Below are 15,083 nucleotides of genomic sequence, written 5' to 3' on the forward strand. Positions count from 1 at the left end.
AAAACCCTTCGTTCTCTTCGTATCCCCAGTATACGCCCCGGACAGGGGTTCCTCCTATCGACGCAGCTTTCACGCATCTTACAACGCTGTAAGAAATGCCGTTTACAACAATCCCGTGAATCGATTCCCGGATCAATCAAAAACGGATGCGGACAAGCGTGCCTTCGCCCTCAACCGATTCCAGCTCGATGCGGTGGTTCAGTTTGTCGATCACTTCCTTGACGATGTACAGCCCCATGCCCGTGGATTCCTTGAAACGCCTGCCGTTTTCCCCGGTGTAGAAGGGACGGAACACGCGGGGGAGATCCGCTTTGGGAATGCCGACGCCGCGGTCTTGTACGTTCAAGACGACGTCCCGGCCTTCCTTGACGGCCGACAGGGTCACTTTTTTTCCGCTGCCCGCCGAATATTTAATGGCGTTGTTCAGCAGCTGGCCCAGGATGAACTGCATCCACTTGGCATCGGTCCGTACCGAAATTCCTTCTTCGATCGAGACTTCCGGATAAACGCGGCTGCGGATGAAATACCGTTTGTATTCATGGACCGCTTCGTTCGCCAGCTGTCTCAGATCGACGGCATCCACGCTGAAATCCTGCTCGAAGGTGCCCAGACGGGCCGTGTACAGTGCCATGTCCAGCCCTCTCCGCAGGCGGTCCGTTTCCTCCGAAATGCTGCCCATCCGCTCGTCCCCGCCATCCTGCGTGATCATTTCGATCACGGACAAAGGGGTTTTCATCTGGTGGATCCATTGGTTTAAAAAGGTCATGTACTGCTCGTTTTTTCGTTCCCAATGCTGAAGCATGTTTTGGTACTGCCTGTATTGGTTTTCCAAAAGCTCGCTCAGGGCAGCGGGAAGCGGCGCCGGCTCATGCTTGTGCACGGAGTCGGCGAGGGAAGCGACGGGGCGGGACAGCCGGGCGTAAAACCCGCGATGCGTGGCATAACGCAGACCGAGGTATCCCGCGAAAATAAACAGCCCCAAAAACAAGGCGTACATGGCGGTCAGCGGATGATCGTATCCGTCAAACCAAAACACCGCCATGACGGCGAGCAGCTGCGCCAACGTAAATATCATCAAGGGGAGGTGCTCCCGAATGAACAGTTTCATTTACTTCGGCTCCTCCGCGTTCAAGTTCAGTCTGTAACCGAGCCCCCGCACGGTCTCGAGCGTTTCCTCCAGGCCAAGCTCGGCTAGGCGTTTCCGCACGCGCGTGATGTTGACGCTGAGCGTGTTGTCGTCCACGAAGGCGTCGTCCCACAGCTTTTCCAAAATGACCTCGCGGCTTGCGACCCGCGGGCTGTACTCCATCAGCGTTTCGATTAATATCGTTTCCTTTTTGCTGAGCGGCACGCTCCGTTTGCCGAAATGAAGCTCCATGCGTTCCGGGTACAAAATCAGGCCGCCCAATTCGACCGTGCGCTCGTCGTTTTTCACGGCATAGTCGCCGTACGCCCGGCGAAGCTGGCTGCGGATCTTGGCCATGACGATTTCATAGTAAAAGGGTTTCGTAATAAAGTCGTCCGCGCCGTTTTCGAGCGCCATCACCTGATCCATTTTGCCGTCGCGGGCCGAGATGAAAATGATCGGGCAGGTCGACACCTGCCGGATCTGGCGGCACCAGTAATATCCGTCAAAGCTCGGGAGATTGATGTCCAGCAGCACGATGTGGGGGGAATGCCGCTTAAATTGTTCCAGAACCCGGTCGAATTCATGAATAACAATGGCCGTATCCCCGTACTTTTCAATATGGGCTTTCAGCAGGTCGGCGATTTTCGGATCGTCTTCGACGATAAGCATTTTATACATAAAGGTCTCCTTCGTTCATTCGTCTCTCGCAATGGATAGGTTGCTTTTTTGAATATTATACACGTTGTCCGCCGTTTCACGATCATGGGGAAGCGCAGGAAGATTGCTTTTAACCATATGGTTGCCTGTACCCGGCATATATCGGCAAAAGAGCGCATACGATTAATTTAGAATAATTATAATTTAGTATTGATTTTCATTTTCAATGAGGGTACAATAAATGACGTCGAGTTGCTTGTTTAGAATTATTCTAATTTAAAAATAAATCAAGGAGGCACGATCCTTATGGCCAAACTTACGACGAATCAAGGCGCGCCCATCGGCGATAATCAAAATTCCAGAACGGCGGGGCAGAACGGACCTACACTGCTGGAGGATTATCAGCTGCTGGAGAAGCTGGCGCATTTCGACCGGGAACGCATTCCGGAACGCGTGGTGCATGCCCGGGGAGCGGGAGCCCATGGCGTTTTTAAGGTCATCAACAGCATGAAACGGTACACGAAAGCGGCATTTTTGCAAAAAGAAGGACAGGAAACGCCGGTATTCGCCCGGTTTTCCACGGTAATCCACGGTCAGCATTCCCCGGAAACGCTCCGGGACCCGCGCGGTTTCGCGGTCAAATTTTACACGGAGGAAGGCAACTATGATTTCGTCGGAAACAACCTGCCGATCTTCTTTATCCGGGACGCGATGAAGTTTCCGGACATGGTGCACGCGCTGAAGCCAGACCCCCGCACGAATATTCAAGAGGAAGACCGTTATTGGGACTTCATGTCCCTGTCGCCCGAATCGACGAATATGCTGGTCCACCTCTTTACGGACGAGGGCATTCCGGCCAATTACCGCCAAATGCGAGGCTCCAGCGTCCACGCCTTCAAGTGGATCAACGAATACGGCAACACGGTGTACGTGAAGCTGCGCTGGGTTCCGAAGCAGGGCATCAAAAACTTGAGCCGGGAGGAAGCGGCGCAAATCCAGGGCAAGGACTTCAACCATGCCAGCCGCGATTTGTATGAAGCGATCGAGCGCGGCGATTACCCGGAATGGGATTTGTACGTGCAGGTGCTTGATCCGGCGGATCTGGACAGCTTCGATTTCAATCCTTTGGACGCCACGAAAGACTGGTTCGAGGAGGACATTCCTTATCAGCTGGTAGGAACGATGACGCTCAACCGGAACCCGGAAAACGTATTTGCCGAAACGGAACAGGTGGGCTTTAATCCGGGCGTGCTTGTGCCGGGCATCGAACCTTCGGAGGATAAGCTGCTGCAGGGACGGCTGTTCTCCTATTCCGATACCCAGCGCTACCGCATCGGGCCGAACTATTTGCAGCTTCCGATCAACTGCCCGTTCGCGAAGGTAAGCAACAATATGCGCGACGGGGCGATGGCGTTCAAACAGCCGTCCGACCGGATCAACTACGAGCCGAACCGCTACCAGCATACGCCGAAGGAAGACCCGGCCTACAAGGACGTGCCGCAGCCGGTGCGGGGGACCGTTTCCCGCGAAAAAATCGACAAGCCGAACGATTTCGGCCAGGCCGGCCAAGTGTTCCGGAAATATTCCCCCGAGGTCCAGGAGCAGCTGATCGGCAATTTGGCCGCTGACCTGGAGCCTGTAGCGGAACAGACGAAACTGCTCGCGATCTGCAATTTCTACCGTGCGGACGCCGAGCTGGGCAAACGTCTGGCGGCGGCGCTGAACGTCGATTTGACGCCGTTTCTATCCCGCATGTCGTAAGCAGCAACAACAAGGGTTGTCCCCAGAAGCCGCAGGGCTTCGGGGCAGCCCTTTTTTTGATCCGTAAAATGTACTTTCGAGGCAAACGCAAACAAAAGAAACCGCCCTCCGGTTGAGGCCATGCTCCGGAAAGGCGGTTCGTCCGCATTCGCCCGACCGTTAACGCCGTTGCGTTATGAGTCGGCCGTTTCTTCTGAATTTTCGACGGGGATGATGCCCAGCTTTTGTTCCAAGTAGGCTTTGTTTTGAAGCACGGAGGGATGATCGGGCTGATATTGCCTTGCGGCTTCATTATGATGATAGGCGATCTGGTGCATGCCGAGCCGATCGTAACAGACGCAGAGCTGGAGGTGGGGGAGCCAGGTGGAACAGCTTAAATTTTGCATGCCCCAGGTGTTGGCCGGAGCCGGATTTTCCAGCGCTTGCCTATACCAATAAACGGCTGCCGCATAGTCCCCGGCTTGCAGAAAATGATATCCCATGCGGCAGCAAAATTCCGGCCGGGGCGCGCGGTATTCGAACGATTTCAGCGTAAAGGCCAGCGCATTGGCGTTGTCGCCCAGCTCGAGATAACAATCCGCCAGCTTGCCGCAGGCCGCGATATTGTCTTCGACCCACCCCTTTCCTTCATCCAGAAACTTCCGGTAATAGACGGCGGCCAGTTCGAAGAAGCGATGATCCTTGAGCTCATTGGCGAAATAATAAGTATCCCTCGGCGTGAAGACCTCTCCCTTGGCCTGCCGTTTCATATAAATGTTCAGGTTCCGGTCGCTGTCCCGCTCATCGCCGCAGTGCGTCACGGCAATGTCGCTGTCGATAATCCGCCCGGCGACTTCGAGATATTCATGGACAGCCCCAATCCAGCGGAAATCGTTGCTTCGTTTGACGAGACGGTTGCGCCGCAGGCTGGATATGACGTTGCCGTGCTCGTCGAACGCCAGATGATACTTCATCGTGACGGAATCGACGCCGGGGTCCAGGTTTTGTTTCAGTTCGAGCAGCTTTTCGAGATCTTCCTCCTTTAAAATATCATCCGCGTCCAACCATAAAATATAATCCATTTCCGCATGGCTGAACGCAAAGTTGCGCGCTGCGGCAAAATCGTCGATCCATTCGAAGTCGAAAACGTATCGGGTAAATTTGCGTGCAATTTGCTTGGTGTTGTCCGTGGAGCCGGTATCGACAATGATCATTTGATCCACCGCTTTTTGAACGGAAGAAAGGCAGCGCTCCAGCGACTTCTCCTCGTTTTTGACGATCATGCACAAGCTGATGGTAATCATCTTCTCACTCCTTTGCATGCAGGACGATTCAAGCACCCGAATTTCCCATCCCGGAGCGAAAACCGGGCGGCAAAATTTTTGCCAATGTACAAAGGCTGCAAATATGCATCTGCTGACTGGGCTGCGGGAAAAGGCATCAAGCGACTTCAGTCATATGTATGACGAAAATTCGGAAAGCAGACCGCCGCAGGCTCTTTTTACATGGGGCTCCAAGCATGAAACCGCTGAAGAGCTCATATATTGGGATGGGGTTTTCGACAATCTTCAGGTCAGGAGAGTGGCTATGCACCGTTTCTGGGAAAAGGTCATCAAACCGGTGATGATCGCCGCGCAGCCGGCGCATATCGTTGAAATCGGATCGCTGACGGGACTGAACACGTTCAAGATTCTGGATTATTGCCATCATACCGGCAGCAAATGCACGGTCATCGATCCTGCTCCGCAATTCGATGCCGATCTGTTGTCGGATTATTATGGGGAATCGTTCCGAATGGTCAAGGATTTCAGTTTGCAGGCGCTCCCGAAGGTAGAGCCCTATGACATGATCCTGATCGACGGCGACCATAACTGGTATACCGTATATCATGAGTTAAAGCAGGTGGAGCATATGGCCCTTTCGGCCGGCGCATTTCCCGTCGTCATGCTGCATGACATCGATTGGCCGTACGGCCGGCGGGATATGTACTATTTTCCCGAGAGCATTCCGGCGGAATACCGCAAACCCAGCGCCATGCAAGGGGTGGAACCCGGCAATCCGCTGCTCGTGCCCGGCGGAGGCTTCAACCATATGGTCCATAACGCCATATTCGAACATGGGGAACGCAATGGCGTGTTGACGGCCGTCGAGGATTTTTTGAAGGAAACGACATTTGACCTGTCTTGGCATGCTTTGCGTTCGAACAACGGCCTGGGGATCATGCTGCCTGGCGATACGCCGTACGGGCGGGTGATTCCGTTTATTTTAAACACATCGGGATTGTAGGCCATCCGTTCACATTTAAAAAAAGGGGGCGTTATCGATGCCGCTTACCTCGATCGTCATGCTCACCCGCAACGGTCTGGACCTGACGCGAAGATGCGTTGAAAGCGTAATGCGCCATACGGAAGAGCCGCTTGAATGGATTGCCGTGGATAACGGCTCTACGGATGGAACGCTGGAATTTTGGAATTCGATGGAGGACGTCAAGCTGATCGCCAACGCGGAAAACCGGGGGTTCGCCGCAGGCAACAACCAGGGCATGCTTGAGGCTTCCGGGGATTTTATCCTGCTGCTCAATAATGACACCGTCGTAACGCCGCGTTGGCTCTCCGGTTTGTATGCCGCGCTTTTCCGGGACCCTGACATCGGCATCGTCGGGCCGGTTTCCAATCATGTGGCTCCGATCCAGAGAGTTCCCCACGCAGAGTGGCCGACGCTTGAACATCTGGACGCTTATGCAGCCAGACGGCAGCAAGAGCAGGCAGGCTCCGGCTTTTACGCGCATAAGCTGGTGGGCTTCTGCATGCTGTTCCACCGTCGTTTGCTGGAGCGGATCGGCGGCTTTGACGAGCGTTTTTTTCCGGGCAACTACGAGGACGACGACTTTTCCATCCGGGCCCGCATCGGCGGCAAACGGCTGTGGGTCGCGCAGGATGTTTTTATCCACCATGAAGGGCAAGGGACGTTCGCATCGAACCGGCTCGACTACAAACGCTCTTCGCTGGCCAATGCCGAAAAATTCAGGGCCAAGTGGAGCACCGGATTATCGGCGCCCGAGATGGATTGCTTGGGTTATAATCCGTCCGACATCGTGGCGCGCGAGCCCTTTTTCATCCCGGAAAAGCATTTCGTCCCGCTTGGGGACCATACCCCTTCAAGGAATGAATAGGGGCCGTGCCTGTCGAAAGACCGGAGCCATTCCCGCGAGGGGGAGGGTTCCGGTTTTTTGCGTGTATAGACCGATTTTCCCGGATTTTGGCGAAAATTTCATGTTCGTGATGCAATAGACAATATATACCATATGGGTTATATTGGAATATATATTATGTGGTGCGCACGACGGGAGGCCTTGTTCTTTGGAGAAAAAAGTCACGGTTCTGATCAGCTTTATTATCGGATTTATGCTCATGCAGCTGTCATCGGAAGAGCCTTTGTCCCTTTTCAAAAGCTTTTTCGGGTCCGTTACCAAAATCGAGCCCTATCTCATTTACCTGCTGCAATTTGTCGGACTCATTCTGGTCATTTGGTCGATTTATCTGGCCTTTAACGAGCTGGTCAAGCTGCATAAAAACAAATCCTGAAAACAACAAGCTCTGCCTGGACGGCAGGGCTTTTTTCTGCTGCGTTTCGGCTTTGGAAAGCCAGGGCATTTGGCCGATATATTTTTTTCGGGATGGAAAACATTTCAACCCGTTCTCCCGTCAAATAAGTGTAGCCTTTTTTACACAAAACCAAGAGGAGGAGAACCGTGAAAAAGCTTTGGATTATGCTCGTGGCCGTGCTGATGGTCGTTTCCTTGTCCCTTCCGGCTGCAGCGGTGCAGGCGGCGGCTACACCGAAACCGATCAGCGTATACGTCGACGGGGTGAAACTGAACCCGCTGCAGCCGCCCACGATGACCAAGGGCCGGACCATGCTGCCGATGCGGGCCATTTTTGAGGCGTTTGACGCCAAGATTCTGTGGAATCAAAAAACAAGCACGGTCACGGCCATACGCGACGACATCACGATCGTGCTGAAAATCGGCGCCAAAACGGCGACGGTGAATCAGCAAAAGGTGACGCTTGACGTGCCTGCGCAAAACCTGAAGGGAACGACCATGGTGCCGGTCCGGTTCGTCAGCGAGACGTTGGGCGCGCAGGTGCTGTGGAATCAAAGCACGCAGACCGTCAACATCGTCACTTCGGACACTGCCGTAAATGCCGTTTCTTACGTGACCGCGCGCGTCATCGGGAAAAACGGCGACGGCCGCGACCTGGAGGTAAGCTTTCCGAAGGTTCAACGCGAGACGAACGTCAGCGAATACCGCGTCCTGATCGTCAAGTCCGCAAACGCGTACGGATATACGCTGTCCCAGGCGTTATCCACCGGATACTATACCTCGGTGCGGCCGACGGGCAACGATTTGGCCATCACCCTGTCCGGGCAATCGCGGGACGTCACCGGCGAGCTGCTGCGGGCCAATCAGCCTTACAACGCCTATGTGCTCACGGTAGCCAAAAAGGGTGCCAGCGCCTTGTCGGGCATATCTCCAACCGTCACGCTGTCGACGGCTTCGCCCGTAAACGCGGTCTCCGGCGTCAAAGCGGCGGATGTCGGCGATTACGGCGACGGACGGGATATCTCGGTCAGCTTTAATCAGCCACCCAATACGGCCAACATCCAGAACTACCGGATCATGGTCGTGAAGACCAAAGATGCCGGCAGCTTCAACCTGGATACGGCTAACAACGCGGCAAGCGCCAATTATACGACAGTAAACAAAACAAACGGCTCCACGATTACGACGACTTTAAGTTCGGGCGCCAGGGATACTTCCGGGGAATACATTAAAAACGGCGTTTCTTATACCATTTTCGTGCTTTCCGTCGCAAGCGGCAGCAACGCCTCGAACCAGCTTTCCGCGGGTTCGCCGTCGTTTTCGCTGGCATCGAATCCGATCGCCGCTCCTGTCATTACCAGCGTGCAGGACGTTGGCAATTACGGCGACGGCCGCGATCTGAACGTGCGGTTTAACCGCTCTTCCGACGAATCCCGGATCGGCAGTTACCGGATTTTCGTCGTCAAGGACAGCAAGGCGGGAAGCTTCTCGCTATCCGATGCAAGGAACCTGTCGAGCTCCTATTATACGGAAGTCGGCAAAACGGGTAATAACATCAGCAAAACCTTGTCCTACGGGGCCAGAGACGTAGACGGATCGCTGATCAGCTCCGGCGTCGCCTATCGCGTTTTTGTCATGGCGGTGGGAACGGGAAGCTACAATGGCAACTACGCGCTTTCGGCGCCATCGTATGCCGTCGTGCTGTACGGGAATTCCGGAGGTTCGGACGTCTATGCCGCAACGAACGTCGGCGTCAGCGACGTATCCGATTACGGCGACGGCCGCGATTTGCGCGTTTCGTTCAACCGGGCCGCGGATGAAAGCAATCTCTACGACTACCGGATCATGGTCGTTAAAGCCTCCGACGCTCCTTATTTCAGCTTGTCGGATGCAAATAACGTTTCCAGCTCGAACTACACATCCGTCGGCAAAACGGGCTATAACATTACGAAAACCCTCGCTTCGGGCGCCAGGGACGTGGATGGACATTCGATCCGCAACGGGGTCAATTACCGCGTATTCGTGCTTTCCGTGGGAGCTTACGGATCCAATGCGTTGTCTTCGTATTCTGCGTCTATTACTTTGACGGGGAATTCAAACGTATATCCGGCGACGAACGTGTCCGTCAACGATGTCGCCGACCACGGCGACGGCCGCGACCTGCAAGTTTCGTTTACGCGGGCTGCGGACGAAAGCAACTTGAGCGGTTACCGGATTATGGTTGTAAAGTCCTCCGACGCCAATAGTTTCAACTTGTCCAAAGCCAGCGCCGTTTCCAGCTCGAACTACACGTCCGTCGACAAGACGGGATATAACATCACGAAAACCCTCGCCTCGGGCGCCAGGGACGTGGACGGACAGTCGATCCGCAACGGGGTCAGCTACCGCGTGTTCGTGCTTTCGGTAGGGTCGTACGGGACAAATGTGCTGTCTTCGTATTCTTCGGCCATCACGTTGGCGGGGAACGCGAGCGTTTATCCGGCAACGAACGTGTCCGTTAACGACGTTGCCGATCACGGCGACGGCCGCGACCTGCAGGTTTCGTTCACGCGGGCAAATGAGGAACAAAATATCAGGGAATACCGGATCCTGGTCGTCAAAGATTCGGATGCCGGCTACTTTACCCTGGCGGATGCCTTGGCCGTATCCGGCTCGAATTATACGGCCGTCAGCAAAACCGGATCCAACATCACCCGCACGCTCGCCGCGGATTCGAAGGATGTCAACGGCCGGTTGATTCAAGGCGACACCAAATATAAGGTATTTATCCTGTCCGTAGGAAAGGAAGATGCCCATGCATTGTCCGCTCCTTCCCAGGCAATCGGTTTGTCGCAGACCTTTACGGTGGGACCGGCCAAAAACGTGGCCGTGAAGGATATCGGTGACGCGGGCAACGGCAGCGATTTGCAGGTCACCTTTACCCGCGCGGACCACGACGACGACGTGTCCCAGTACCGGATCATCGCCGTAAAGTCCAGCGAAGCGGGAAGCTTTAACCAAAAACTCGCGGCCAACCTGGGCTACTACAAAGCCGTGGAAAACGGCAATAAAGGAAGCTACGAGGTGGTCTTGGACGACAACGCCAGAGACTCCGACGGCCATTTCATCCGTAACGGAATATCGTACAAAATTTTTGTCCTTTCCGTCGGAAACCACAACAATTATGCGCTGTCTGCCGCTTCCGAAGCCATCACGCTGGATACGCTGCTCCCGGTTTCCCCGGTCAAAGAGCTGAGCGCGACGGATGCCGGAGACGAGCATAACGGAAAGGATCTGAAAATCTCGTTTACCCGCGCCGATCACGAAGCCAATATTAAAGAGTACCGGATTTTCATCGTGCCAGGGTCGAAAGACCTTAACCTTGAAAACGCGTTGGCGTCGGGTCAATTTACGAAAGTTCAGGTCGGCAGCGATTTTAGCGGGGCGATGAGCGATTCGACAAAGGATACGGATAATAAACCTTTGGCCGAGGAGAATCCTTACAAAGTTTATGTGCTGTCCGTGGCCAAAACGGGAACCGGCGCGCTGTCCAATCCTGTGGAGGTCGTTTTAAGGGATCTGACGCAAGTTCCAACGAATATTACGGCAAAATGGGCCGATGGCGGGATCGATGTCTCCTTCAAAAAGCCGGCAAACGAGAGCCAGGTTCAAAAATATGCCGTGATGGTCGTCCCTGCGTCTTTAAAGGATTTTACCCTGAAGACGGCGACGGCAAAAAGCATCGACTCGAACATGAAATTCATTAACGTCAATGAAGATTACTCCGTCACATTTAAGGCGAACGATACCGACGTAGCGGGAAACCGTCTAAGCGATAAAAATTCCTATTATGTCTACATCCTTAGCGTCGGGGAAAAGAAAAGCGTGCTGTCCAACCCTGTTTCGATTGTCAAAGCCGATGCGAAAGCAACGATTCAAGGAAAAAAATAACCTTTCAAGAGCGCATTCGAAAAAAATGCCGGGTCCATGGGTCCCGGCATTTTTGCGTCTTGTGAAAGGGAGAGGGGCGTGTTTCATAAAGAGCGGTTCGGATTTGCCAATGCATGCGTGGAAGCCGGATTTGCAATTTAGGGTTCTTTTTCGGAAGGGAAATGAGCTACAATAGATGGATATGAACACGGGGAAGAGGGGGCTCGGCCCTCCGGGCTTGGCAGAAATGCGGGGCGCCTATGTTGTAAAGAATTCAAAGGAGGAACAGTGACATCCTATGAGCAAACCATTAACGACGCGATCGGATCGAAGCGGCGGTCAAGAAGAAACGCTGACTGTGCGCCCGAGCGCAAGCAGGCTTTGGATGATAATCATTCTTGGGGCATTATCCGCTTTCGGTCCTTTTTCGCTGGACATGTATTTGCCTTCGCTGCCGATTTTGGCCGAAACGATGCATACGACGACGTCGCTGACGCAGCTCAGCTTGACTTCGTGCCTGATCGGGCTTGCGGTCGGACAACTGTTTGCCGGGCCGCTGAGCGACGTGCGCGGGCGGCGCATTCCGCTGTTGGCCGGCATGGTCGTATACGGCTTGTCCTCTTTGTTATGCGCGTTCAGCACGTCCATCGAAATGCTGATCGTGCTGCGATTCATTCAAGGGATCGCCGGTTCGGCCGGGATCGTCATTTCGCGGGCCATCGTCAGGGACATGTATTCGGGCTCGGAACTGACGAAATTTTTCTCCATGCTGATGCTGGTGAATGGCGCAGCCCCGATCCTGTCGCCGATCGTGGGGGGACAGCTCCTTCAGTTCACCTCTTGGCGCGGCGTGTTTATCGTGCTGGCGGGGATCGGTATCGTGATGCTGTTGGCGGTTTTTTTCGGCCTTCCGGAGACGCTTGCCGTAAGCAGACGTTCCAAAGGCGGTACCGCCAATACGCTTAAAACCTTTGGCGTTCTGCTGAGGGACCGCAAATTCATGGGGCTGGCGTTAAGTTCTGGATTCATCTCCGCCGCCATGTTTGCTTACATTTCGGGTTCGCCGTTCGTGCTGCAAAATATTTACGGGGTAAGCCCGCAGGTATTCAGCCTCATTTTTGCCATGAACGGCATCGGCATTATTATCGCGGGGCAAATCACGGGACGGCTCGCCGGAAAGGTAAGCGAAAAAAAGCTGCTTGTGACCGGCATTGCCTTGGCTACGGTCGGAGGCATGGCGCTTCTGCTGCTGCTTGCGGTCAAAGCACCGCTCGCCGCGGTGCTGCCGCCGCTGTTTATCGTCGTCTCCTGCGTCGGCATCGTCGGCACGGCCGGGTCGTCGCTGGCCTTGCAGGATTACGGCCATGCCGCCGGAAGCGCATCGGCGCTGCTGGGGCTTCTGTCGTACATTTTCGGCGGGATCGTCAGCCCTTTGGTCGGTCTGGGCGGCAGCACGTCGGCGCTGCCGATGGGGCTTGTCATCGCCGGGGCGGACGTATGCTCGATTTTGTGCTACCTGCTGCTGGTTCGAAGCTCGATCCATCCGGCCAAGACGGCGGATGCAGCCCCAACTGTGCATCACTAAGGAATATAAAAAAGAGACTGCCGCGGCAGTCTCTTTTTATGCATATATTCCATTAACAAGTTTCGGAGTCGGCTGTGCTGAAAATCAGGAAATGCCCGTCTCCGACGTTTTAAAAAATTGCGGCAAATACGCTTTGTTCGCTTCCAGCATTTCATCCAGCATCTTGATGGCGACTTCCACCGAAGGCACCAGCGGATGATGCGCCAGCGCCTGAATGGCAAGGCCCCGGTCGCCGGTGACGGCGGCCTCGATGGCAAGGCGTTCGTACGTTTTCACCGCATGGATCAAACCCGTCGCCATCGGCGGGATCTTGGTTAACGGCAGCGGCAGCGGGCCGTTTTGGGTGACGACGCAGTTCACTTCGATGCTGGCGTCGTCCGGCAGGAAATCGATGATGCCCTGATTGGCGACGTTCAATGTCTGGATGTCGTTTTTGCCGTTGTAAAGCGAACACATCAGATTCACGGCCGCTTCGGAATAAAACGCGCCGCCGCGCTGTTCCAGCTGTTTCGGTTTCTCGTTCAGGTCCGGGTCGTTGTACAGCTCGAACAACTCCTCTTCGACGCGTTTCACGACTTCGGCACGGTTTTCGCCTTTATGGAAGGATTCCAGCTGCTCTTCGAGCATGGCGTCCGTCATGTAAAAGTATTTCAAATAGTAGGAAGGCAGGGCGCGCAGCGACTGGAGAAACTCGGGATTCCATTCCCTTGCCGGGACGTTGCTTGCGCTGTAGCCGGCGGTGTCGGCAAGCAACTCATCCAGCTTGTCTTCGCCGTTGACATCGACGCGAGTCACCCAGTGCAGATGGTTCAGGCCGACGAATTCGGCATAAACCCGGTCCGTAGCGACGCCGTATTTGGCCGCGGTCCGCTTGATCAGCCCGATCGGCGCGTTGCACAAACCGATGCTGCGCACGTTCGTGTGCTTCAAAATGGCCTCCGTTACCATGCCGGCCGGGTTGGTGAAGTTCAGCAGCCAGGCATTCGGTGCCAGTTCTTCGATGTCGCGGCAAATGTCTAGCAGCACCGGAATCGTCCGCAGCGCCTTCATCATGCCTCCGGGGCCCGTCGTTTCCTGTCCGATGACGCCGTATTTGAGCGGAATGGATTCGTCGCGTCCGCGCGCCTCCAGCATGCCGACGCGCATCTGCGTGCTGACGAAGTCCGCGCCCCGAATCGCCTCGCGGCGGTCCAACGTGAGATGGACTTCGATCGGAAGGCCGGATTTTTCGACCATGCGTTTCGCCAAGTTGCCGACGATATTCAGCTTGCGCTTGCCCGGCTCGATATCCACGAGCCACAGCTCCCGGACGGGAAGCTCGTTGTAATGCTGGATGAAGCCCTCGACGAGCTCCGGCGTATAAGAAGATCCGCCGCCGATGACGGCGATTTTGAGTCCTTGTTCAGATGCCATGTCTGCACGCTCCTCACATGAATGAAATGGATGGATTCAAAAAGGGATTACCTTGTTGCTAACGGAATCTGCTCGAAGTCGCGGAAGGTCCGCATTTGTTCATACGCCTCCCGGCTTACCGGGGTCCCGTCGGCTTCCATGGCCGACCAAACCGCGCCGACGACAGGTTCCGTGGATAACGTAACGATCGTTGCGTTCGGAGCCGTGCCGGCAACGGCCTGCTCGATTTTGCCGCGAATCCAGCCGCGGTCGCCCCTTGTTAGCAGACTTCCCGCCAGCACGACGTCAAACGTATCGTTTTGCATGCCCAGCCGGCGAATGACCGCCACCGCTGATTTTCCGAGCTCGATCCCCTGGTGCGAAAGAATCTCCAAGGCTACCGCGTCGTCCTCGGCGGCTGCTTCGAACAGCAGCTTGGCGGCGTGCACGGGCACATGCTTCCCATGGTCCTGAAAGTCGTCGAACATGTCGCCGACGTTGTCGTATCCCAGGAATCCAAGCAGCAGCGGCGTCAATTTGGTCGGCTGTTCGCGCCCGTCCCAGGCCCGGATGACGGACCGGAAGACCTCGATATTCAGCGAACCGCCGCCGCCGAAATCGCCGTACATATAATCGAAGCCGCCGACTTGGACATGCATGCCCGCCGGGTTTCGCCCCGCGGCGTTGGTTCCGGTGCCGCAGATCAGCGCAACGCCGTACGGGCGGTTCGTACCGGCCCGAAGGCCGATCATCGTATCGCAATTAATGGTATAGTTCCGGGTAAAGCCGATGTCCTGTATAAGCGGATGCAGGATGCGGTAATCCGCTTCGCGGTCCGCCCCGGCGAGCCCGAAGTAGGCATGCGACAGCTGGCTTTTCGCAAGGCCAGCTTCGCTTAGCGCTCCTTCGGCGGCTTCGCGGATGCTTTGCGCGGCAAGGCTCCGGTCAATCTGATGATTGCCGTTGCCGCTGACGCCTTTGCCCAGCACGTTGCCGCGTTCGTCCGTCAGCAGGGCGTAAGTTTTGGTTCCTCCCCCATCGATTCCCAAGTAGTAAGCCAATGGTCG

Annotated in this window: 11 protein-coding genes; 6 read left to right on the plus strand and 5 right to left on the minus strand. The window is 55.2% G+C overall.

Annotated elements, in window-relative coordinates:
• Positions 1 to 136: 136 nt before the first annotated feature.
• A complete protein-coding gene (locus tag MKY58_RS00870) occupies positions 137 to 1,108 on the minus strand; it encodes a sensor histidine kinase (protein WP_339323054.1) in 972 nt (323 codons plus the stop codon).
• Positions 1,109 to 1,807: a response regulator transcription factor gene (locus MKY58_RS00875; RefSeq protein ID WP_339323055.1), complete on the minus strand. Its 699-nt coding sequence runs from the start codon at positions 1,805 to 1,807 to the stop codon at positions 1,109 to 1,111. It abuts the gene before it with no gap.
• A 285-nt stretch (positions 1,808 to 2,092) separates the two neighbouring features.
• Between MKY58_RS00875 and MKY58_RS00880 the strand changes: the two genes are divergently transcribed.
• Positions 2,093 to 3,547: a catalase gene (locus MKY58_RS00880; RefSeq protein ID WP_212949510.1), complete on the plus strand. Its 1,455-nt coding sequence runs from the start codon at positions 2,093 to 2,095 to the stop codon at positions 3,545 to 3,547.
• Between the two features lie 173 nt (positions 3,548 to 3,720).
• Here MKY58_RS00880 and MKY58_RS00885 read toward each other — a convergent pair whose 3' ends face one another.
• Positions 3,721 to 4,830, minus strand: a complete 1,110-nt coding sequence (locus tag MKY58_RS00885; protein ID WP_339323056.1) for a glycosyltransferase family 2 protein — start codon at positions 4,828 to 4,830, stop codon at positions 3,721 to 3,723.
• 283 nt (positions 4,831 to 5,113) lie between these two features.
• On the opposite strand from MKY58_RS00885, the gene MKY58_RS00890 reads away from it, so the two are divergent.
• The 5 genes from MKY58_RS00890 to MKY58_RS00910 all read left to right on the plus strand — a co-directional run bounded on the left by MKY58_RS00890 (position 5,114) and on the right by MKY58_RS00910 (position 12,624).
• Positions 5,114 to 5,812 (plus strand): class I SAM-dependent methyltransferase, encoded by a 699-nt coding sequence (locus tag MKY58_RS00890; protein WP_339323057.1) that lies wholly within the window; start codon positions 5,114 to 5,116, stop codon positions 5,810 to 5,812.
• 37 nt (positions 5,813 to 5,849) lie between these two features.
• On the plus strand, positions 5,850 to 6,698 hold the full coding sequence (locus MKY58_RS00895) for a glycosyltransferase family 2 protein (protein WP_339323058.1): 849 nt from the start codon (positions 5,850 to 5,852) through the stop codon (positions 6,696 to 6,698).
• Between the two features lie 187 nt (positions 6,699 to 6,885).
• A complete protein-coding gene (locus tag MKY58_RS00900; RefSeq protein WP_339323059.1) occupies positions 6,886 to 7,110 on the plus strand; it encodes a hypothetical protein in 225 nt (74 codons plus the stop codon).
• Positions 7,111 to 7,277: 167 nt separating this feature from the next.
• Positions 7,278 to 11,060 (plus strand): copper amine oxidase N-terminal domain-containing protein, encoded by a 3,783-nt coding sequence (locus MKY58_RS00905; RefSeq protein ID WP_339323060.1) that lies wholly within the window; start codon positions 7,278 to 7,280, stop codon positions 11,058 to 11,060.
• 364 nt (positions 11,061 to 11,424) lie between these two features.
• The gene (locus MKY58_RS00910; RefSeq protein ID WP_339325007.1) at positions 11,425 to 12,624 is read left to right on the plus strand and encodes a multidrug effflux MFS transporter; all 1,200 of its coding nucleotides are present in this window, start codon (positions 11,425 to 11,427) and stop codon (positions 12,622 to 12,624) included.
• A gap of 84 nt (positions 12,625 to 12,708) precedes the next feature.
• On the opposite strand, the gene MKY58_RS00915 is transcribed toward MKY58_RS00910, so the two are convergent.
• Positions 12,709 to 14,037 (minus strand): 6-phospho-beta-glucosidase, encoded by a 1,329-nt coding sequence (locus MKY58_RS00915; RefSeq protein ID WP_339323061.1) that lies wholly within the window; start codon positions 14,035 to 14,037, stop codon positions 12,709 to 12,711.
• 47 nt (positions 14,038 to 14,084) lie between these two features.
• Positions 14,085 to 15,077, minus strand: a complete 993-nt coding sequence (locus MKY58_RS00920; RefSeq protein WP_339323062.1) for a BadF/BadG/BcrA/BcrD ATPase family protein — start codon at positions 15,075 to 15,077, stop codon at positions 14,085 to 14,087.
• Positions 15,078 to 15,083: the final 6 nt, after the last annotated feature.

Source organism: Paenibacillus sp. FSL W8-0194, assembly GCF_037969745.1.
Lineage (GTDB): Bacteria > Bacillota > Bacilli > Paenibacillales > Paenibacillaceae > Paenibacillus_AQ > Paenibacillus_AQ cookii.